The sequence below is a fragment of the Polymorphobacter megasporae genome (assembly GCF_018982885.2).
Lineage (GTDB): Bacteria > Pseudomonadota > Alphaproteobacteria > Sphingomonadales > Sphingomonadaceae > Polymorphobacter_B > Polymorphobacter_B megasporae.
Window position 1 is genome coordinate 3,835,487 of record NZ_CP081848.1, and the last position, 20,296, is coordinate 3,855,782.

Annotated in this window: 17 protein-coding genes; 8 read left to right on the forward strand and 9 right to left on the reverse strand. The window is 65.0% G+C overall.

The window, feature by feature from the left end; all coding sequences use genetic code 11:
- Positions 1-14: 14 nt before the first annotated feature.
- Positions 15-941 carry a LysR family transcriptional regulator gene (locus KTC28_RS17860; protein ID WP_255602141.1) on the reverse strand — a complete coding sequence of 309 codons (927 nt, stop codon included), beginning with the start codon at positions 939-941 and terminating at the stop codon, positions 15-17.
- A gap of 252 nt (positions 942-1,193) precedes the next feature.
- Here KTC28_RS17860 and KTC28_RS17865 point away from each other — a divergent pair, with 252 nt between their 5' ends.
- The 4 genes from KTC28_RS17865 to KTC28_RS17880 all read left to right on the forward strand — a co-directional run bounded on the left by KTC28_RS17865 (position 1,194) and on the right by KTC28_RS17880 (position 5,048).
- A complete protein-coding gene (locus KTC28_RS17865) occupies positions 1,194-2,582 on the forward strand; it encodes a glycoside hydrolase family 47 protein (RefSeq protein ID WP_255602142.1) in 1,389 nt (462 codons plus the stop codon).
- Between the two features lie 86 nt (positions 2,583-2,668).
- The gene (locus KTC28_RS17870; protein ID WP_216709140.1) at positions 2,669-3,202 is read left to right on the forward strand and encodes a hypothetical protein; all 534 of its coding nucleotides are present in this window, start codon (positions 2,669-2,671) and stop codon (positions 3,200-3,202) included.
- 38 nt (positions 3,203-3,240) lie between these two features.
- Entirely contained in the window at positions 3,241-4,026 is a 786-nt protein-coding gene (locus tag KTC28_RS17875) for a hypothetical protein (protein WP_216709139.1), read from the forward strand.
- On the forward strand, positions 4,023-5,048 hold the full coding sequence (locus tag KTC28_RS17880; RefSeq protein ID WP_223132261.1) for a hypothetical protein: 1,026 nt from the start codon (positions 4,023-4,025) through the stop codon (positions 5,046-5,048). The genes KTC28_RS17875 and KTC28_RS17880 overlap by 4 nt, the downstream gene beginning before the upstream one ends.
- Before the next feature lie 15 nt (positions 5,049-5,063).
- Here KTC28_RS17880 and KTC28_RS17885 read toward each other — a convergent pair whose 3' ends face one another.
- Positions 5,064-5,966, reverse strand: a complete 903-nt coding sequence (locus KTC28_RS17885; RefSeq protein WP_216709137.1) for a ThuA domain-containing protein — start codon at positions 5,964-5,966, stop codon at positions 5,064-5,066.
- Positions 5,963-7,897 (reverse strand): pyrroloquinoline quinone-dependent dehydrogenase, encoded by a 1,935-nt coding sequence (locus KTC28_RS17890; protein ID WP_216709136.1) that lies wholly within the window; start codon positions 7,895-7,897, stop codon positions 5,963-5,965. The genes KTC28_RS17885 and KTC28_RS17890 overlap by 4 nt, the downstream gene beginning before the upstream one ends.
- A 119-nt stretch (positions 7,898-8,016) precedes the next feature.
- Between KTC28_RS17890 and KTC28_RS17895 the strand changes: the two genes are divergently transcribed.
- The gene (locus KTC28_RS17895; protein ID WP_216709135.1) at positions 8,017-8,469 is read left to right on the forward strand and encodes a type II 3-dehydroquinate dehydratase; all 453 of its coding nucleotides are present in this window, start codon (positions 8,017-8,019) and stop codon (positions 8,467-8,469) included.
- Positions 8,466-9,755 (forward strand): MFS transporter, encoded by a 1,290-nt coding sequence (locus KTC28_RS17900; protein WP_216709134.1) that lies wholly within the window; start codon positions 8,466-8,468, stop codon positions 9,753-9,755. The genes KTC28_RS17895 and KTC28_RS17900 overlap by 4 nt, the downstream gene beginning before the upstream one ends.
- 10 nt (positions 9,756-9,765) lie before the next feature.
- Here KTC28_RS17900 and KTC28_RS17905 read toward each other — a convergent pair whose 3' ends face one another.
- The gene (locus tag KTC28_RS17905) at positions 9,766-10,173 is read right to left on the reverse strand and encodes a VOC family protein (protein ID WP_216709133.1); all 408 of its coding nucleotides are present in this window, start codon (positions 10,171-10,173) and stop codon (positions 9,766-9,768) included.
- A gap of 63 nt (positions 10,174-10,236) precedes the next feature.
- Here KTC28_RS17905 and KTC28_RS17910 point away from each other — a divergent pair, with 63 nt between their 5' ends.
- Positions 10,237-11,898, forward strand: a complete 1,662-nt coding sequence (locus tag KTC28_RS17910; RefSeq protein ID WP_216709132.1) for a carboxylesterase/lipase family protein — start codon at positions 10,237-10,239, stop codon at positions 11,896-11,898.
- A 23-nt stretch (positions 11,899-11,921) separates the two neighbouring features.
- Here the strand turns inward: KTC28_RS17910 and KTC28_RS17915 are convergent, their stop codons facing one another.
- The 4 genes from KTC28_RS17915 to KTC28_RS17930 form a co-directional block, all read right to left on the reverse strand.
- Positions 11,922-13,790, reverse strand: a complete 1,869-nt coding sequence (locus tag KTC28_RS17915; protein WP_216709131.1) for a bifunctional sugar phosphate isomerase/epimerase/4-hydroxyphenylpyruvate dioxygenase family protein — start codon at positions 13,788-13,790, stop codon at positions 11,922-11,924.
- An 18-nt stretch (positions 13,791-13,808) separates the two neighbouring features.
- A complete protein-coding gene (locus KTC28_RS17920) occupies positions 13,809-16,769 on the reverse strand; it encodes a TonB-dependent receptor domain-containing protein (protein ID WP_216709130.1) in 2,961 nt (986 codons plus the stop codon).
- 94 nt (positions 16,770-16,863) lie between these two features.
- The gene (locus KTC28_RS17925; RefSeq protein ID WP_216709129.1) at positions 16,864-17,526 is read right to left on the reverse strand and encodes a TetR/AcrR family transcriptional regulator; all 663 of its coding nucleotides are present in this window, start codon (positions 17,524-17,526) and stop codon (positions 16,864-16,866) included.
- A gap of 16 nt (positions 17,527-17,542) precedes the next feature.
- Positions 17,543-18,451, reverse strand: coding sequence for a shikimate dehydrogenase (locus tag KTC28_RS17930; protein ID WP_216709128.1), 909 nt, complete (start codon positions 18,449-18,451; stop codon positions 17,543-17,545).
- Positions 18,452-18,784: 333 nt separating this feature from the next.
- On the opposite strand from KTC28_RS17930, the gene KTC28_RS17935 reads away from it, so the two are divergent.
- Positions 18,785-19,954: a diguanylate cyclase gene (locus KTC28_RS17935; RefSeq protein WP_216709127.1), complete on the forward strand. Its 1,170-nt coding sequence runs from the start codon at positions 18,785-18,787 to the stop codon at positions 19,952-19,954.
- Between the two features lie 10 nt (positions 19,955-19,964).
- Here KTC28_RS17935 and KTC28_RS17940 read toward each other — a convergent pair whose 3' ends face one another.
- Positions 19,965-20,243: an ETC complex I subunit gene (locus tag KTC28_RS17940; protein ID WP_216709353.1), complete on the reverse strand. Its 279-nt coding sequence runs from the start codon at positions 20,241-20,243 to the stop codon at positions 19,965-19,967.
- Positions 20,244-20,296 lie beyond the last annotated feature (53 nt).

The following is a 20,296-nucleotide window of genomic DNA, read 5'->3' on the forward strand; positions in this document are numbered from 1 at the left end:
CTTCAGGCTCCCGATCAGCCCTCCGCCACGACCTGGTGACAGACGTCGATCACGGTTCCGCGCAACCATCGATGGACCGGATCGGCGTCCATGCGCGGGTGCCACATCGCCAGCACGGCGATTTCCGGAGTTTGGACGGGAAGCTGAAACTGGCTGATGCCGTCGAGGCCCGGATCATTGCTTTTGAAGCACGAGCCCGGCACCAGCGCGATCAGGTCCGACCGGCGGGCAATCCGCAGGGCGTCCGAAAAGCCCGGCACCACCACCACCGTCTCCCGGTGGAGACCAAGCTCTGCAAAGGCGTCGTCGACCGGTCCGGTGAATACGCCGCGGCGCGACGCCGCGACATGCCGGCACGCCGCATAACTTTCCGGCGTGACAGTGTTCGCCAGCACTGGATGCCCAGCCCGAGCCGCGCCGACAAACCGATCGCGAAAGATGAGACGTGTGCGCAGCTCGGGGGCGAATCCGCCGAGCACTCCGATCTCGAGATCGATCTGGCCCTCGCGCAGCGGCTCTGCATTCTTGTCGGGCTTCGGTGCAAAGCGCAGGCGCGCCCGCGGGGCGGACGCGAGGATCGCCGTCACCAGCGGGGCTGAGAACATCTCGACAAAGCCTTCGCCTGCTCGGATCGTGAAGATCCGGTCGATCTGCGCAATATCGATCTCGCCGGCCTGAGGCGCCAGGACGGCGCGGACATCGCGCGCGAGACGATGCACCACGTCGCGCATCTCGATCGCTCTGGGTGTCGGAACAAGTCCGCGTCCCGCGCGAACGAGGAGCGGATCGCCCGTCACAGTGCGGAGCCGCGTCAACGTTCGACTCATCGCGGAGGAGCTTAGACTGAGCTTTCGTGCTGCGCCGGTAACACTGCCGGCCGACAGCAATGCGTCGAGGGCACCGAGGAGATTGAGGTCGAGATTGTTCATGGCCTCGATCATGGCCCGCTTCGACGGCGGAATACAGGCGTTCGATGCAACGATTATGTGCATTTGCTGCGTCTGGCGCTGCGATTGCGGGCGAGACATGTCCGGCGGCGATGCCCAAGCGGAGCTGTTGACGTGACTCAGTGAGTTTGCACAACAGGCAGAGTAGTCCGGCCCGCACTCCCCTACCGCAGGAGCGACCTCCACCAATGGTATGCCGACACTCGCCGCGATAGGCTGTGCGCCTAGTGGGAGGGCAACGCGGCCATGCTGATCGATCGGCGGATGATACTGGCAAGCGCCGGCGCGCTCGTCGGCACGACAGCGGTAACCGCCGGCGTAACCGACACCGACCCAAGTTGGCATGCGCTCGCGGAGGACGTGAAGGCGCAGATGGCGTGGTCGTGGGATCTTTACCGGCAGCATGCCTGGGGCAAGGACGAGATCAAGCCGATCACCGGCATCTTCTCCAGCTTTCCGCTCAAGACGCATCATCTCGGCCTCAGCCTGATCGAAGCGCTCGACACGCTGTGGGTGATGGGTCTCGACAGCCGCTTCGAGGATGGCGTCGACTGGGTGAAGACCCACTTCGACCCCAACGTCGACGGCGAGGTTTCGGTGTTCGAAACGTCGATACGTCTCGTTGGCGGACTGCTGTCGGCTCACCACGCGTGTGGCGATCCGGTGCTCCTCGCCAAGGCGCGGGATCTGGCGGACCGGCTGCTCCCTGCCTTCGCGACGCCGACCGGGATGCCGTATCGGTTCGTCAACCTCCAAACCGGCGTGGCACGCGAAGCCATCTCCAGCCCCGCCGATATCGCCACGTATCTGCCCGAATGGGGAATGCTCAGCCGGCTGACCGGCGATCCGCGCTACGCTGCGGTCGCGCGGAAGGCGATGGTCGCGGTATTCGAACGCCGCTCGAAGCTCGACCTCGTGGCGACGAAGATCGACGTGCTGACCGGCGAATGGCGATCACGCCAGGCAACCGTCGGCTCATACTGCGACAGCTTCTTCGAGTATCTGTGGGACAGCTGGCAGTTGTTCGGCGATGCCGAGTGCAAGCGGATGTACGACGTCTGCACCGCAGCGATCCTGAAGCACCAGCAGGTCTGGAAGAATAGCGACCTGTGGTTTGCCGACGTCGACTTCGAAACTGGCGCGGTCGTCAGCACCGAACAAGATGAACTCGCCTCTTTCTATGGCGGCCTGCTCGGGCAGGGCGGCGCGCTTAAGCAGGGCGCGGCCTACACCGAAAGCTGGGCCAAGGTGCAGGCTCGCTACGGCGTCCTGCCCGAAGGCTATGACTATGCGACAGCCGCGCCGACCCAGCACGGCAACGCGCTCCGCCCCGAACTAGCCGACTCGGCGTTCACATTATGGCTGCTCGATCGCGATCCGCGCTGGCGCGACATCGGCCGGGCACACTTCGAGGCGATGAAGCGCTGGAACAAGGCTCGATACGGCTATACCGACCTTGCCGACGTGACGACCGAGCCCAAGCGTCAGGCCGATCATTGCCCCGGTTACTGGTGGTCCGAGCAGATGAAATACTATTACCTGCTATTTTCGGACACGCCGCGTTTTGATTATGAGCACAATTATTTGTCGACCGAAGGCAACGTGCTGGTGGGGCTGCGGCGTCAAACTCCATGACACAAACTCGGCCGATCATGACTTGCCTGCGCGCACTCGGCGCCGTTGGTGGGATCCTGACCCTGCGACCATGCCGCGGTTCGATCGTGCTCGTCCTCGCCGTGCTGACGACGATCCCGCGCCCGTTACCGGCAGCGGCGGCGCCGGTTGCCACCTCCCGTGCCGCTCCGCCGATCCTGCGCCTGACGCAGCGGCGCGACCGGACGGTGGTATCGCTCATCCAGCCGACCGCGAGGCCGGTGGTCCTGCCGCCGGACGACGGCATCTACCCGAACAGCCTCGGACAGACCCGGATCGTCGCCGCTCGTCGAGGCGAGTTTGTTATCTTCACCACCGATTACGCGTCGCGGCCAAACGGCGGAAGTCACCAGTGCGGCGCGGGCACGGAAACAATGCTGCGGGTCGTGGCCCTGCGGCCGGCCCTGCATCAGACGTTCGCGCTCCGGACCGCGAGTTGCTGGCGCACGATCGACGAGGGCGAGATCGGCTGGGACGACAAGGCAGGTCAGCTCGCTGTCGAGCGCGCCACCTACGATCCTGAAACGCAGCATCAGCGGGTGCGCTACCGGGTGTCGAACGATGGGGTCGTAACGATCCTCGATTCGACCCCGCTGCCATGACGTGGCGCAGCTGGCGATCTTGGACGAAGCGGCTGGCAATGCTCGGGCAAAACGCGTCGCAAAGTGCGTCAACCGAAGCCACACCTGGACAGCTCGCTGACGCGAGCCGACATGCCGATGCCGAGGCATTGCTGGCCGCCTTGCCGGCCTTCGCCCAAGACGAGTTCCGCCGCCGCACCGGAAACAACGCCCCGCCCGCATCCGTCCCCGAACTGTTCGAAGCCGTGAGTTCCTGGTTGATCAGTGCCGGCATCGCCGAGGGGCGTGGCGGCTATCCCGGCGGCCGCGATAAGGCCGATTGGACCGCTTATGTTGTCGATCAGCAGCGCAACATCACGGTATTCCTCGCATTGGTCGAGGCGTTCGGCGAACCGCCGGGCGACCGCATGGCGATGCTGCGGAGCTACCAACACGCGTTTCCGCCGGCGAAACGACTGATGGGCGAAGGCTATGAGGCGCATGTCGATGACGAGGCCGGGCGCTTGATTTATTCCCTGCCGGTCGACTCAGGCTTTGTCAGTCTTTCCTTCGCCTACCCGATCAAACAGGCCGATCTCGACGTTTTGCTCACTGACCCGTACCGCCGGGCCGTGCTCGAAGTGGTGGCACACACGGTGCTCCAGCGGTCGATGATCCGTGGCAATCCGGAGGTAAGCCAGCTCGACTTCGGCCGCCTGGTCGATCGCACGCTGCACGCATGTGCGGAAGCGGTGGCGGGGCTGGTCGCGGAGATCGACCGCGACCATCACATGAGCGTCGACCATTTCGTACGCGAGGCGCTGCAGCGCCGCTCGACCGGCGCGGTCGATGGAAAACCGGCTTGAGCCTCAAGCGGTGGTTGCAGTCGTTCGCCGCCCCGCGGCCGGCGATGCACAACCGGCCAGGACCCGCCCCAACGATGCTGCCGCCGATCGACGGCACGAATGCGATTCATCGCCTGCTGGACGACAGCGGACTCCCGTGGCGCGAGCCGCGCCGACTCGTCGAGGCCCGCGGCATCTCGAAAGACCCGGCCTACCAACGCGATGCTGTGCTCTTCACCGATGCCGCCCGGCCCGAGGGGTTCATGCAGCCTTGGTGGGCCAGGGTGTTCGAGCGCTACGCCCCCGACATGCCGGTGGTTTGCTTCAACGGACTGGTCTGGTTCGCCGACAACGCCGCGATCAACATTCACCGGGCGGCCGACTCCTTCGCCGCCCGGCTCGGGCCAGCCGTCGTCGAACAGCAGTATAATACGCTCGTGTGCCGCTGGCAGGCGGGAACAGCTTCGCTGCAACTCCAGTCGTGGCCGCCGGCATGGCAGTCCCCCGCGCTGACGAACGCAGCGTATGTGCGTGATCCGCGACTGGCGACCGCCTGCGGCGTGACGCTTCTCACCGGGTTCAGATTGCCCCTGAGCGCCGAGGAAGAGCGCTGGGTCGCCGACTTCCGGTCGATCGCCGAGATCCGACGGTTCGAGACACCGATGTCTGGGGGGCTGCGGGAAACTGCTCCACGCGAGACCGAGGTCGAGTACGCCCGCGGGCCCGGTGACTATCTGGCCACGGTGCAAAACCAGGTCGGCGCTCCGCCGGATCGCGCGGCGCTGATCCTTTGTACGCACCAGCTGTTCGTGGTGCCCGCGGGCGACGTCGTTGGGTTCGAGGTGCTGCGTTTGCTCCCGGCCAAGGGCGGCGGCGGATCGACGCTATGGGTGCATTGTCGGACGACTTGTCCCGGCATCGCCTACAAAAGGCTCCACGTCGCGGAACACGACAAACCCGACGGGATCGTGCCGCTGGGGCAGGAACTCGCCGCAATGTTCGGCAAGCCCTGCGAAATCAGCCCCTACTTCGACGACGTGTGACCGCGCGCAGGCACGTCAGGCGAGCGGATGCGGCTTCGGCGTATAGGGCGTGAGGCCGACCGCCCATTTGATCGCCTCGACGAACATCGTCTGCGCACGCACATCGTCCCAGATCGCGTCGGGATGGCCGAGGCACGAATAAAATACGCGGCCTGCGCCGTAGGGTTTGGTCCACGCGATCGGAAAGTCGCCATCGGTACGGTGAACCATCGGCGCCTTGGGGTCGACTGAGGTCAGGTCGATGCGCGCGAGCACGTCGACGTCTTTGCGCGAGTACGGCACCGGCAGCATCTGGTAGAACTCGTCGCGAACGACATCGCCGGTCTTGAAGCCGCGCATGAACGGGCTCGCCGGCTCCTCGACGATGATCCTCGCGTCGGTGATCATCCACGGGTGATTGTCGAACACCCCGCCGACCATCTCGCCATATTCGGGCCAGTCGGTCGCGGTCACCGTCGCGGTGTGGACGCCGACGAAGCCCTTGCCGTCCTTCGCGACGAAATCGAGCAGGTCCTCCTTCTGATCGGGCGTCATGTCGGTCGCGCCGTTGGTGTAGAACAGCACCGCGTCGAAATAATCGAGGTTGAGCCCGCGCGCGGCGCCCGGGCCGCCCTTGGCGTAGCGCCCCTTGCCCCAGACCTCGCGCTTGGTGATCGCGTCGGTGTCGGTCCGCAGGATCGCCTGGAACGCCCCGCTTTCGCGGCCGAGCCGCTCGATCGTCGCCATCGCGTGGCTGAGCCCGAGGTGCGCGGTCATGTTACCGGTCCGCGTATCGCCGACGACGAGGAGCTTCTTCTTGCCTGCGTACGGGTCGCCGTAGCCGGGAGGCGGCTTGCGCGGCCCGCTCTGGGCGAGGACTCCGCCGGGCAGGAGCGCGGTCGCGGCCGCCGCGGCGAGTAGTTTGCGGCGGTCAATCATTTCGCATCCTTCGGCAGGGCGAAGGCGACGATGCTGTCGCCGGTGACAGGGCTGTCGAGGTAGCTTCCCCCGGTTGCCGTGATCGCGACGAACTGTCGTCCGTCGCTGCCGCTGTAGGTGATCGGGGTCGCATGCGCCGAAGCCTCGAGCTTGACCTCGAACAGCTGCTTGCCGGACTTCGCATCGAAGGCGCGGAAGCGGCTGTCGTCGGTCGCCCCGATGAACACGACACCGCCGGCAGTAACGATCGACCCGCCGATATTTGGGCGTCCGGTCCGCGCGACTGCGGGCGGAAGATTGTCGCTGATCCCGAGGACGCTCTGCCACGCGATCGTGCCACGATCGACGTCGTATGCGGTCAGCCGCCCCCAAGGCGGGGCCTGGCACATCAGCTTGGTGTCGGGCTGCTGGAAACGCGCACTGGGGGTGCCGCGCTCGTACGGCAGCGGTGCGTCGTCGGCGGCCTTTACCAGCGACGTCACCTGACCGAGGTCGCTCGAGTTGACGAACAACAGCCGGTTGACCGGGTCGAACGAACTGCCGCTCCAGTTGCCGCCGCCCTGCAGGCCGGGGAAACTGATCGTCCTCCGGTTGAACCTGACCGGCTGGTAGATCGACCCGGCGACCATCTTGTTGTCGGCGATCCACTTGCCGCACCATGCCGTAAGCTCGGGAGTCAGCTGGGCAGTGTCGGTCGCCGGGTCAAAGGTCTGCCGCGCGAAAGCTGGGAGCGACGAGAACGGCTGGGTCGGCGACGCGGCTTCGCCCGGAACGTCGCTCGGCGGGACCTTGCGCTCGGTGACCGGGTAGACCGGTTTGCCGGTGACGCGGTCGAAGATGAACAGCATCCCGCTTTTCGAGGTGATCGCGACCGCGGCGATCGTCTTGCCGCCGCGGTGGACGTCGAACAGGATCGGCGGCGCCTCGAGGTCGGCGTCCCAGATGTCGTGATGGACGATCTGCTTGTACCACAGCAGCTTGCCCGTCGCGGCGTCGAGCGCGACGAGGCTGGTGCCGTACAGATTGTCACCGTGGCGGTCGCCGCCGTAGCGGTCGAACGTCGGCGCGCCGAGCGGGATGTAAACGATCCCACGCGCGACGTCGGCGGTCATGAAGCCCCAGTTGTTGTTGCCCGACCGCTGCTCGGCGCTCCCCGGGGCCCACGTCGCATAGCCCGGCTCACCGCGACGCGGGACGGTGTGGAAGGTCCACGCCAGCGCGCCGGTGCGGACATTCCACGCGCGGATGTCGCCCGCCGCGCCGAGCGCCGGAAACTCCTGCGTCGCGGAGCCGGTGACGACAAGGTCGCGCCAGACGAGCGGCGGCGACGTCATCCCGTAATAGCTTGGCGACAGGCCATTGAGGATCGCCGGGGTCTTCAACTCGACGATACCGTCGTTGCCGAAATCCTTGGCAAATGCTCCCGTTGCGGCGTCGAGCGCGATCAGCCGCCCGTCGCGCGTGCCGAAGACCAGCCGCGCCGGTGTCGACGCATCGCCCGGCCAATACTCGACCCCGCGCAACGATGGCTGGCCCGGACCCGGGATTTCGCGGACCCAACGCTCGGCTCCGGTCGTCGCATCGAGCGCGACGACGCGCCCGTATGGGGTCGACGCGTACATCGTTCCCGCGATCACCAGAGGCGTCGTCTGCGACCCGGTGAAGCGCGTACGGGGACGCGGCCGCCCGACACCCTCGGCGGCCCGTTGCGCCGTATCAACCGGCGGTGCGGCGGGTGCGGTCACGGCAGGTCGCATGTGATACGTCCATGCCGGGGCCAGCTGGTCGATATTGGCGGGAGTGACGGCGGCGAGCGTCGAGTAGCGCATCCCACCCTTGTCATGGCCGTATGTCGGCCACTCGCCATTGGACGGCGCAGCGGCGAGCGGCGTTGCGGCCATCAGCACCGCTGCGGCACAGATAATTCGCACGACGACTCCCCGGAAACTTTATGGTTTAACAAGTTCGTACAAAATAATTTGCATGGCAAGCGGGATCGGTTACGTGAGTGCAAGAGCCGCGCGTAAGACCGGCGAAGCGGGAGGCGCTGATGACCGGCTCGATTGTGTTCGTGCTCAACGGACCAAATCTCGACCACCTCGGGATCCGCGAACCCGCGATTTATGGGCATGCCACCCTCGCTGACGTCGAGGCTTCGTGCCGAAGCGAAACCGACGCCGCCGGACTGACGCTTCGTTTCCACCAGACCAACGCCGAGCACGAGATGATCGCGTGGGTCCACGAAGCGCGCGTCGGTGCGGCGGGCATCGTAATTAACCCCGCTGCTTTCAGCTATGCCGGCTATCCGCTGCTCGACGCGCTCAAGATGTGCGACTGCCCGATCGTCGAGGTCCACATCAGTAATATCCACCGCCGCGAAGCCGAATGGCGGTCGAAGTCGATCATGACGCAGGCGGTCACCGGGATCATCAGCGGCCTCGGCGTCGATGGGTATCCGCTCGCGGTCCGCCACATCGTCAATCTCCGCGCCGCCGGGAAATGACCGCGGCGAGCATCGCCGCTGCCGTCCGCCCGAGCCGGGCGCGGCTGTTCATCCTTGCGCTGATGACGCTTGCGACGATGCTCAACTATCTCGACCGCGCGGTCATCGGGGTCGCCGCGCCATCGATGAGCAAGGAACTCGGGCTGTCGGCGGTCGTCCTAGGCCTCGTCTTCTCGTCGTTCTCATGGACTTACGCTGCGGCGCAGATCCCCGGCGGGCTGGTTCTCGATCGGCTCGGAACGCGGCTTACCTATGCGCTCTCGCTCGGCATCTGGTCGCTCGTCACCCTGCTCCATGCCTTCGCTGCGAACCTTGGCATGTTGCTCGCGTTCCGCTTCGGCCTCGGGGTCGCCGAGGCACCGTGCTACCCATGCAACAGCCGCATCCTCGCGACGTGGTTCCCGCAATCCGAGCGCGCCCGCGCGACCTCGGTCTATTCGGTCGGCCAGTATTTCGGCCTCGCCTTCATGACGCCGCTGTTGTTCTGGATCGTTGCGCACTGGGGCTGGCGGGCGCTTTTCCTCGTCGTCGGCGGGGTCGGCATCGCGTTCGGTTGGGGCTGGTATCTGCTCTACCGCGACCCGGCGCAAAGCCTGGCGATCAACGACGGTGAGCGTGCGCTGATCGCGGCCGGCGGCGGGGTCGATGCTCGTCCCGCGGCAACCGCTTTTTCGTGGGCGAACGTCGGCCGGCTGCTGTCGAAGCGCCAGATCCTTGGAGCGTCGATCGGCCAGTTCGCGAGCAACTCGACCCTCGTGTTCTTCATCACTTGGTTCCCGACGTATCTCGCCACCGAGCGCCATATGGACTGGATCAAGTCGGGCGTGTTCGCGGTGCTGCCGTATATCGCCGCCTCGGTCGGGGTGCTGATCGGCGGCGCGGTGTCGGACTGGCTGATCCGCCGCACCGGCTCGGCGAACATCGGGCGCAAGCTGCCGGTCGTCGCCGGGCTGCTTCTGACCTCGACGATCCTGTTGGCGAACTACGTCGACGACAACCGGCTGGTGATCCTCGTCATGTCGATCGCGTTCTTCGGTCAGGGCATCTGCAACCTCGGCTGGACGCTGATTTCCGACGTCGCGCCGAAGGAGATGATCGGGCTGACCGGCGGGGTGTTCAACCTGTGCGCCAACCTCGCCGGGATCGTCACGCCGATCGTCATCGGCTTCGTCGTCGCCGCGACCGGATCATTCTACGGCGCGCTCGCCTACATCGGGGCGGTCGCACTGCTCGGGGCGGGGTCGTACATCTTCATCGTCGGGGACGTGCACCGTGTCGAGCTTTGACGCCCTGCGGTTAGCTCGGCCGTCGCGCGTTTTCGTGCCCGAAGGTGAGTTCGATGCGGATGCCATTGGGGTCGCGCAGGTTAAACTGGACGAGACCCGGCACGCGCGTCTGGCGAACATCATAGGTGACCCCGGCGCGGTCGAGGCGCTCCGCCATTCCGGGTTGATCCGAACAGTCGAAGGCGATGTGGTCGAGGCGTCCGGGCGCTCCGGCCGGGCGGTCGACCTCGCCGGGCAGCATCGCGTTGACGTGGATGATCGGGCGGCCGTCAGCGCTGTGCAGCCACGCGTTGCCCGTCTGGTCGCCCATTGTCGCCGCCGGGCCACGGACGAGATCGAACAAGGTCTCGAAGAACGACATCGTCGCCGCGAACTCCGGGGTCCGGATGTTGATGTGGCCGATGCGCTCGATCGCCATGCATTTCGCTCCGGTTTCCAATGACGGCGTGAAGATGCGGGATGATTTAGGGGAGAACAAGCGATGAAAGCTCGACTTAATCGGCTGGCGGGCGCGGTGGCGCTGCTTCTCGGCGCGACCACGCTCGGCGCGGCGATGCTGCCGATCGCGTCCGACCCGGTGATGACCGCGAGCGGGAAAATCTCGGGAACGCGCCTGCGCTCGGGCGTCCGCGCGTATCTCGGCATCCCCTACGCCGCGCCGCCGGTCGGCCAACTGCGCTGGGCCGCGCCGCAGCCGATGCACTGGGACGGCATCTTCAACGCCGACCGCACCGGGGCCGAGTGCATCCAAGTCCTCCGCCCGCACGACATCAACCATTATTTCGGCGAGGAACCTACCTCAGAGAACTGCCTCACCCTCAACCTCTGGACCCCGGCGCGGGCAACCCCGGCGTCGAAACTGCCGGTCGTGGTGTTTATCTACGGCGGCGGCTTCACTGTCGGATCATCGGGGATGCCGAACTATGGCGGCGAGCCGATTGCGCGCGCCGGGGCGGTGTTCGTCAACTTCAACTATCGCGTCGGGGCGTTTGGCTTTCTCGCCCATCCGGCACTGACCGCAGAACAGGGCGGCCATTCGGGCAATTACGGCCTGATGGACCAGATCGCCGCGTTGAAGTGGGTTCAGGCCAACATCGCGAAGTTCGGCGGTGACCCGTCGAAGGTCTTGATCGTCGGGCAGTCGGCAGGTGCTTCGTCGGTCGCCTCGCATCTCTTCAGCCCGTTGTCGAAAGGCCTGTTCCGCGCCGCGGCCATGTCGAGCGGGTGCAATTTCGCCAGCACCGGTCCGGTCGGTGCCGGCGAACTCAGGCTCGCCGATGCCGAAAAGACCGGGGTCCAGCTCCAGGAACGCCTCGGCGCTGCGGACCTCGCGGCGATGCGGCAGGTCCCCGCCGACCGGATCCTCGGGTTGCAGTCGGAATCGCAGCTGGGGGTCCACGTCGATGCGGTCCGCATCGGCGGCCCGATCATTGACGGCTATGTCCTGACCGCCCCGCGCTCCGAACTTCTCGCCTCGGGCAACATCGCGCGCGTGCCGGTTATCGCCAGCTACAACGGCGACGACATCGACGTCGGGATGAGCCCGCTCGGCCGGGTCAAGACGCTCGCCGATTATCAGAAGACCGTGCGCGAGATGTGGGGTGCCGACGCCGATGCCTTCCTCGAGCGCTGGCCAGCAACCGACAGCGACGTCGTCGCGGTCGCCAAGCGCGCGGCGACAATGAAAGGCCTCGAAAGCTCGTCGCGGCGATGCGCGCGTGGCGTCGCACAGCTCGGCGTCGCGGCGTACATTGACGAGTTCACCCGCAAGCATCCCTATGTCCCGGGGGTCAAGATCGCCGATCAGGACACCGCGACGATTGGCGCCTACCACACCGCCGATATCCCTTACTGGTTCGGGACGCTCGACGCGTACAACAGCCTGCGCGCGACACGCGACTGGACCGCATGGGACCGCTCGCTGTCGACACGGATGATGGGGGCGATGATCGCCTTCGCCGCGACCGGCTCGCCGTCGACCCCCGCAATGCAATGGCCGGCGTGGAAGGCTGGGGCCGAGACGAAGCTCGTTCTCGGCGACACCGTCACGGTCGAGCCACTCGATACGACGCGTCTCGACTGGCTGGCAGCGCATCCGGCGAAAGCAATCGCGAATCCTGCCGCGCGACGCGTGCGCGACTGAAGCTCAGCGAACCCCGTCGCAGTTCAAAACTGGGGCGGGGTGCGCAACCGGGCCTGCGCGGCGAGCCGAACCGGCGCGTTCGCCGCGCCGTAGCCGGAATAGTCGCGTCGCTCGACGACCTCGAAGAACAGCCGCTGCTTGAATGCGCGCGTGTACGCTTGGAGGTATAGCCCGTCGCCGACACGGTCGTACATCACCCCATGCGTCGAGAGCTGTTCGAGCAGTGCGTCGTCGAGCCCGAAGCGCGCACGAAGGTCGTCGTAATAATTCGGCGGGATCGTGAGCATCTCGACCCCGCCCGCGCGCATCGCGACGACGGTGGCGAAGATGTCGTCGGTGGTGAAGGCGATGTGCTGGACCCCAGCGCCGAAATAGCGGTCGACGAAGCGCGAGGCGAGCGTCTGCCCCGCCGCGCCGTTGAGCGTGATCCTCAGCGAGCCGTCGGCAGACTCGATCGGCTGACTTTGGACGATGCCGCGCGGATCGGCGACGTCGACCGCCGCCGTCCGTTCGACTGCGAGCAGGCTCGTATAATACAGCTGCCACGAAAGGAATTCTTCGGGCGGCATCGACTGCGCGAGGTGATCGACATGGCGCAGGCCATAGCCCGCCGGCTCGCGAACGCCGGTCGCGACAAAATCAGTCGCCCAGAACGCCTCGTCGAGCTGGTCCGGGGTGAAATAGAGCAGGCTGCCGCCGACCGCGCGGAGCGACGGCACTGCAAGTTCGCCGGGTCCGCTGTTCTGGGCGAACGCCTCCATGCCGAGTCGCTTGGCGCGCGCCATTGTCCCCGCCGGGTCACCGACGCCGATGCCGAAGGCGCAGACCGACGCGCCGTGAAGCAAGTGGTGCGAATGGGCGAAGCCAGCCGGCTCCTCGTTGATCACGAAGTTGACCTCGCCCTGCCGCCAACGCGTGACGGCTTTTGTCCGATGGCGGCCGGCAGAGGCAAAGCCGAGTTGACCGAACCATGTTTCGAGATCGCGCGCCTCGTCACCCGCTGCCGCGAACTCGACGAAGGTAATGCCGCTCGGTTTGCCGCGATCCGGGAGCGGCGGATCGAGCGCAGCTTCGGCCGTCAGTGCGCGAACATCGTCCTCGAGAACGACGAGCGAGCGGTAGCCGTCGTCGGCGATCTGATCCGCCGCCCAGCCGCGAAACCGGTCGTTAAAGATCTCGAGCGACAGCGGCCCTCGATAGCCCTGGGCGACGACCGCCGCGACATAATCGGTAACCGCGAAGTCGCCCTGCCCGGGAAAGCAGCGGAAATGTCGGCTCAAGTAGAGCGGGTCCATCGGCACGCCCGGCGCATCGGCGATCTGGAGGAGGAAGATGCGGTCGCCGGGGATGTCGGCGATGCTCGCGATCGGAACGCCGCGGGCGAGCGAGTGAAAACTGTCGAGGATCAGGCCGATCGACGGGTGATCGGCGCGGCGGACGATGTCCCACGCCTGGCGGTGATCGAAGACATGCCGCCCCCACGCCAAGGCTTCATAGCCGACGCGGACCCCGCTGATCGCCGCGCGCTCGCCGAGTTCGGCAAAGTCCGCCGCGAGGCGTTCGGGGTCGCCGTCGGTGTCGGGAGCGACGCTGCTGCACACCAGCATCAGCTCGGCACCGAGGTCGTGCATCAGGTCGAACTTGCGCTCGGCCCGGTCGAAAGCCCGCGCGCGGGCGAGGCCACGCAGCCCTTCGAAATCACGGAACGGTTGGAAGCAGGTGCAGACCAGCCCGGCGTCGGCGATCCGGGCGGCGATCTCGCGCGGACCGATGTCGGCGACGGTCAGATCGTTCTCGAAGATCTCGACCCCGGCGTAACCAGCCCGCGCGATCGCCGCGATCTTGTCGACGAGAGCGCCGCTCAGGGCGACCGTGGCAATCGATTTGAGCAACGGTCTCTCCCGGCCCGATCAGAACGCGGTTCGCACGCCGATGGTCACGACGCGCCCGATCGGGTTGGCCTCGAACACGTCATAACCCGCCGCGATATTGTAGAATGGCGGGTTGCGGTCGAACAGGTTGGTCGCGTCGACGAAGACCTGCGCCTTGTGCAGATACTTCTGGGGTATCGTGTAGGCGACATGGAGGTCGACCGTGGTGTACGCCGCGACATGGTCGCCGCCGCCGGTCGGCACGCCGTTGGTCCGAATGATCGGGTTGAGCGTCGTGCCGCTATAGTTGCGATAGCCGCCGGTCTGATTGACGAAGACGTCGGCCGAGATGCCCGAGTATTCCCAGCCGAGATTGGCGCGGCCCTGGAAGATCACCGATGGGAAGGTCGTGTTGAACCCGGTAGTGTTGAGCACGCTGAAGGTCGGGCCATTGCCGATCTGCTGGTCGAACTGGAGTTCGTCGGTGAAGGCCACCCCGGCGGTGAAGCGTCCAATTCCAGTCTGCCGCGAGTAATTCACGTCGACATCGATGCCCGAGACCGTGAGGTTGAGGACGTTACGCTGCTGATAATTGTAGATGAAATACGCGGTCTGTGGCAGCGCGCTGACCTGTGGCTGTCCGGCGGTCGCAGCCGCGATTTGCGCCGGGGTTGCGCCGCCCGGATAGAGCGTGAGCAACGACGACAGGTCGCTCGCACCGATCGCCAGCGCCGGCAGCGGTGCGGTGATGCCACCGCGAATCTCGTTGTGCCAATAGGTCACGCCGATCTTGAGGCCATCGACGAAATGCGGCGTGAAGTCGGCGCCGATCGAATAGGTCTTGCCCTTCTGCGGCTTGAGCGAGGCGTTGCCGCCCTGGAGGATGATCCCCGGCACAGTGCTTGTCCCGATCGCGCATGTGGTCGACGCAGCGGTGCATCCGGGCAGCGCCGCCGCTCCGGCGAAACTCGCGACCGGAACGTTGACCTGGCCGAGCGCGAACACGCCGTAGCCCGATTCGCCGGTGATCCCGGCGGCATTGCTGCCGCGGCTGGTCAGCGCCGGGGCGACGAACGAACGGGCGTAGTTGGCGCGCACCTTGAAGCCGTCGAAGACACCCCAGTTCGCCGCGATCTTCGGGTTCGTCGTCGACCCGAAGTCGCTGTAATGATCGTACCTGCCCGACAGGTTGACGTCGAACGACTGGATGCCGGGGATGCCCATCTCGGGGCCGATGATCGGGATCAGCGCTTCGATATAGCCCGACTGCACCGATCGGGCGTAGGTCAAGTTCGCGGTAGCCGACCCGCTCGACGATGGCCCGATGTTGAGCGGGCGAGTGATGTCCTGTCGCAGCGTGTAGTGGATCAGCTCGCCGCCGACGGCGACCTTCACGTCACCGGCGGGGAGGTGGAATAGGCTGCCGTCGATCTTGAGCGTGCCGTCCTCGATCGTCTGACGCGCGAGGTACGTCTGGGTCGAATCGACGAGGCTCGCGCGGACCGCCCCCGATGTCCGGTTGGTCGACAGCGGGTTGAACACGTCGAGCGCGTTCGCCGCGGTCAGCGGAAGCTGGGTGACGATGAGCCCGGTCGCCGGGACCGACACCGCCGTCAGGCTGCCCGCGCCGTTGGTCGTCCCGTTCAGCGCGAGATAGGCGCAGCTGGTGCACAGCTGGCCGAGGTTCTGCGTCGCCGAGTTGTCGACGCCGAATACCCCGCCGAGGGTGATGCGGAAGTTGCCGTCGAGCTTATATTCGGCGGTCCCGTGGACATAGAAATCTTCCGCCGAGCTATCGATGTGCGCGCCGGGCCCCAGCAGGTCGTCGGCATTGAAACGGACGGTTTCCGACGTCGCGGCGCTTCCCGGAACGCCGACGTAGAACGGGTTGACCTGCCCCGCGTTCGCGGCGGTCCTGAAGATCGTCGCAGTGACGGCACCGCGGGTCACGTTCTGGCGGTCGCGGCGGTTCGAATAGACGACGTCGCCGGTGACAGTCAGCTTGTCGGTGATATCCTGCGTGACCTTGACCATGCCGTTATGGCGAATTTCCTGCGGCAGAAGGTCGGTCAGGCCGGTGAAGTCGCAGAACGCGTTCGCCTGCGCATTCGATACGCCTGCACCGCTGTAGGGGTAGCCGTAGATCGTCGAGTTTCCGGTCGGCTGGATGCTCGCGGGCTGGCAAGCGAACGACGCGGTGTTGGTGCCGCCCTGCGCGATATGGTTGGCTGCGGTGAAGCTGCGGTTGGCGGCGCTGAGCGCGTCGCGTTTCGAATAGCTGTAGGCGAACAGGACCGACCCGCCCGCCCATGTCTTTCCCGCGAGAAAACTGCCGTTGTACGTCTTGTACTGGTCGGCGAACCCGACCTGACCCGATGCCTCGATCCCGTCGAAATTGCGCCGGGTGATGAAGTTGATGACCCCGGCGACTGCGTCGGACCCATAGACCGCCGACGCGCCGTCGGGGAGGACTTCGACCCGTTCGAGTGCGACAGTCGGGACGATGTTCGGGTCGCCGAGCGCGTGGTTGATGCCGCTGAGCGCGAAACGGTGGCCGTCGATCAGGATCAACGTCGAATTCGATGCGCTTCCACCGAGGCCGTGGATAGTCGGCGCGTTGGTCCCGGAGCCATCCGCCGAACCGAAAGCGCCCTGCCCCGCCGAACCCGAGCCGACGATCGCCGGCACCGATTTAAGGATTTGCTGGACCGACTGCGCCGGGGTTGCCTGAATCTGCGCCTGGCCAATGCTGATCAGATTCGACCCGACCGGCGGCGCGCCGCGGATACTTGTGCCAGTGACGACGATTTCTTCGGCCGGGGCCGGGATGGTGTTCCCGGCACCGATCGCAGGTGTCGCAACCGGGGTTTCAGGGGTACTCGCGGTAGCCTGAGCCGGAGTTTGCGCAGTGCTCGATGAGACTTGAGCGACTGCCGATCCGCTCCACCCGACAAGTGCAGCGACCGCCGTGCTCGATACGAGCAGACCTTTTAACCCCATGACGAATTCCCCAGGCAGACTTTTATATTTGTCCCCGGGGTAATGTACTAAACTGTTAGTGTCAACTTGCGGCGGGCGGAATGTGACGATCGTACTACGGCCTGACGAGCACCCATTTCAGGATAATTTCGACGACAGTGGCGCGGCGCGCGCGCTGAACCTCGGGCAGCTTGAAGTCGCGGCTGAAAATTCTCGAGACAGTGTAGCTGTTGGAAACGTTGTAGAATGACAGCGCGCTGATGGTCAGGTGCAGGTCGATCGGATCGATCCCACCCCGGAAAATGCCGCGCTCGACCCCGCGCTCGAGCAAACGGCCGAGCACGCGGATGACGCTTTCCGCGCGGGTCGTAATCCCTGGAACGTCGCCGATATGGGCGCCGCGAAGCGTGTTCTCGACCATGACGATCCGGACGAAATCTGGATTAAGGCGGTGCCAGTCGAAGGTCATCGCGACGAGCTGGGCGAGCGCTGCTTCGGGGTCGAGGGCATCGAGGTCGACCTCGGTCTCGAGCCGGCGAATTTCATTGTACGACCGCGAGAGGACGGCCCGGTAAAGCCCTTCCTTGCTGCCGAAATAATAATACAGCATTCGCTTGCTGGTATTGGTCTGCTCGGCGATTTCGTCGACCCGGCTCCCGCTCAACCCGTGGCTGGCGAAGTGTGCGGTGGCGACGTCGAGGATGTCGGTCTTGGTGCGTTCGGCGTCATTGGCGCGGATCGGGCCGCGGCCTGCGCGCTTGACTTCGGATGCGGGCACAAAGTCGTCCTTCAAATCAGATCGGTGACACCTGACGTATCGGCAACCCCGGCGCTTGCCCAGTCGGCGTCGTTCTGTCGCCGACCAACGACTGAAAACTGCGCATCATTCGTTCGATGTCCGGCTCGGCACCGGTGAAGATGCGGAACGCCTCGGCCGCTTGGAGCACGACCATTCCGACCCCGGTGACAGTGCTGCAGCCGAGCGCGCGCGCCCGGCGCACCAATTCCGTATCGACGGGCACATAGATGATTTCGGCAACCCATAATCCGGCATGGAGATAGGCTGGATCGAACGGCATGCCAGGATATTTGAGCATGCCGATTGGCGTCGCCTGAACGAGCCCGTCGGCAACCGCCAACGTCTCAGCCAGCAAAGTCAGCGGCAGCGTTTCGACACGGATGCCCGAAGGCGCCATCAACACAACCAGCGCGCTGGCCTTCTGGGCATCGTTATCGAAGATTGTCAGTTGGCTCGCGCCGAGCTTGGCGAGCGCGTAAGCGGCGGCGGCTCCAGCACCGCCGGCACCGATCAGCGCGACATGGCCGAGCGGGTTATTGCCCAATGTCCGGCGCAGATTTTCGGCAAAGCCCCACCAGTCGGTATTATGGCCTTCACGCGCGCCATCGGACGCGAACTTGACGGTGTTGACCGCGCCGATCGCCTCAGCTTCGGGACTGAGCCGGTCGAGCAACGGGATAACCGCCTGCTTGATCGGATATGTGATATTCGCGCCCGAGTACCCGTCGCGCTGCAGTCGATCCAACCACATCGGCAGCGCCTCGGTGCCGCCATTGTCATCGAGGTCGATCAGGCGATAGCGATAATCCAGCCCGAGCGCTGCACCTTCGGTTTCGTGCAACGCTGGCGAACTTGATTCACGGATGCCTCGCCCAATTAATGCGGTGCGGATAGCAGCGGGCATTCCTGATCTCTTATAGCCAGATGGCAGTATGTACCATCTAGTTAGACAACTCAATCTGCAGTGCCAGTGAGCGACGTCTAGATAGTAGCGGCGCCATCTTCGAAGACAAGCTGAGAGACGGCAGCGGCTAATGAACGCGCTCGAAGAAAGCCACCGAGATTATTCGGCAATTATAACGTTTCACACGCGGGAGCAGCGATAAACAAGCGAGATAATCGGCAAGCCTCGGTATCGTTTTGCTAACCCCGTTTTTACTCGCCCGCGCAAACGCTAGTGGTTAGGCCTGCCGAAGTGAGACAAAAATAGTACGCGGCGCTTTGCAGAGAGGGTGGCATGCGAGGCCTTTCCAACCGGCAATTGACGATTTCCTACGTCACGGCCCTTTCGATCATTGCGCTCCTGTCGATTGCCTCGCATTTGCTCCTCGAACGAATGCTCGCCGCGCATGCGGGCTCTGCAGCCGTCGTCAACATGAGCGGCCGGCAACGCATGCTGTCGCAACGGATTGCCGGACTCGCCGCGCAATATCGGTTGGGAGTACCCGACGCAAAGACCGACCTCGTCGCAGCTGTCGACGAGTTCGAGGTCAATCACCACGCGCTGATAGTCGGTGACGCCGCCCGCCACGTTCCGGCGGCGGACACGCCTGCCCTACAGAAGATTTATTTTGGCGGGCAGTATCCGCTCGATCCGATGGTCAAAGCCTATCTTGCTCACGCGCGGCGAGTTTTCACGATGACACAGGAGGATCCGGCTCTCCCGGCAGAAATTTCTGCGTTGGCGGCAGCGGCTCGCATCCGGTTGATCGACGGACTGAATGCGGTGGTGACGGAGCACGTCCATGAGAGCGAACGGCAATTAGCGAACCTCGAATTATTGCAAAACTTGTTGCTGATCGTCGTTCTCTTGACGCTATTTTTTGAGGCGCTTGGCATTTTCAGACCGATGGTCACACGGATGACCCGCTATTCGAACGAGCTCTTTCAGCTGGCGAGCACCGACCCGCTGACCGGAGCACTGAACCGGCGAAGCTTCGACGAGCGTGCGGGCGCTGAACTGGCGCGGGCTTATCGGTACAAGGAGCCCGTTTCCATGCTCATGATCGACGCCGACAATTTTAAACGGGTCAACGACACGTACGGGCACAGTGGCGGCGATCAAGTGCTCGTTGCGCTGGCTGCCTACCTGAAAAATGCGGCTCGCCGAAACGATCTCGTGAGCCGGTTCGGCGGCGAGGAGTTCGGAATTTTGCTTCCCGTAACCGACATCTCAGCGGCTCTCATCTTAGCCGAACGCATCAGAAGCGGTGTCGAAGACCTGCGCGTGCCGTTCAACGGCAGCGAAATCGCGTTTACGATAAGTGTCGGAGCAGCCGAAGTCGACGCCGACGCGACATGTCTACAGTTGACCCGTGATCGCGCCGACCAAGCCCTCTACACGGCCAAAATGAACGGCCGGAACCGCGTCAGCGCCGCGGTGCAACCCGAGCTCGAGCTCCAGTAAGGCGGTGCGTCTACTTAAAGTTGTCGGCGTAAGCCTGCAGCTTGAGCGGGTTCGCGCCAAGGCGGACGACATCATAGTCGATCCCCTTCGCAGTCGCATACGCCACCGCGCTGTCGAGGTTGTCGAACGCCAGCCGGACCTGCGCCGAGGTGTCGCCCGAGCCAGCCCACCCAGTCAGCGGGTCGAGACGCTTCGCCTCGGCGGGCTCATAGTCGAGCAGCCACTGGCCGACCTTCGCCTTGCCCGACTGCATCGAGCTTTTTGGCCGCTGGTGGATGCGAGCTTTCATCATGCGGCGATGCGGTATCGCGCTCGCCGCGTCAATACACGCGCGAAGTCGCG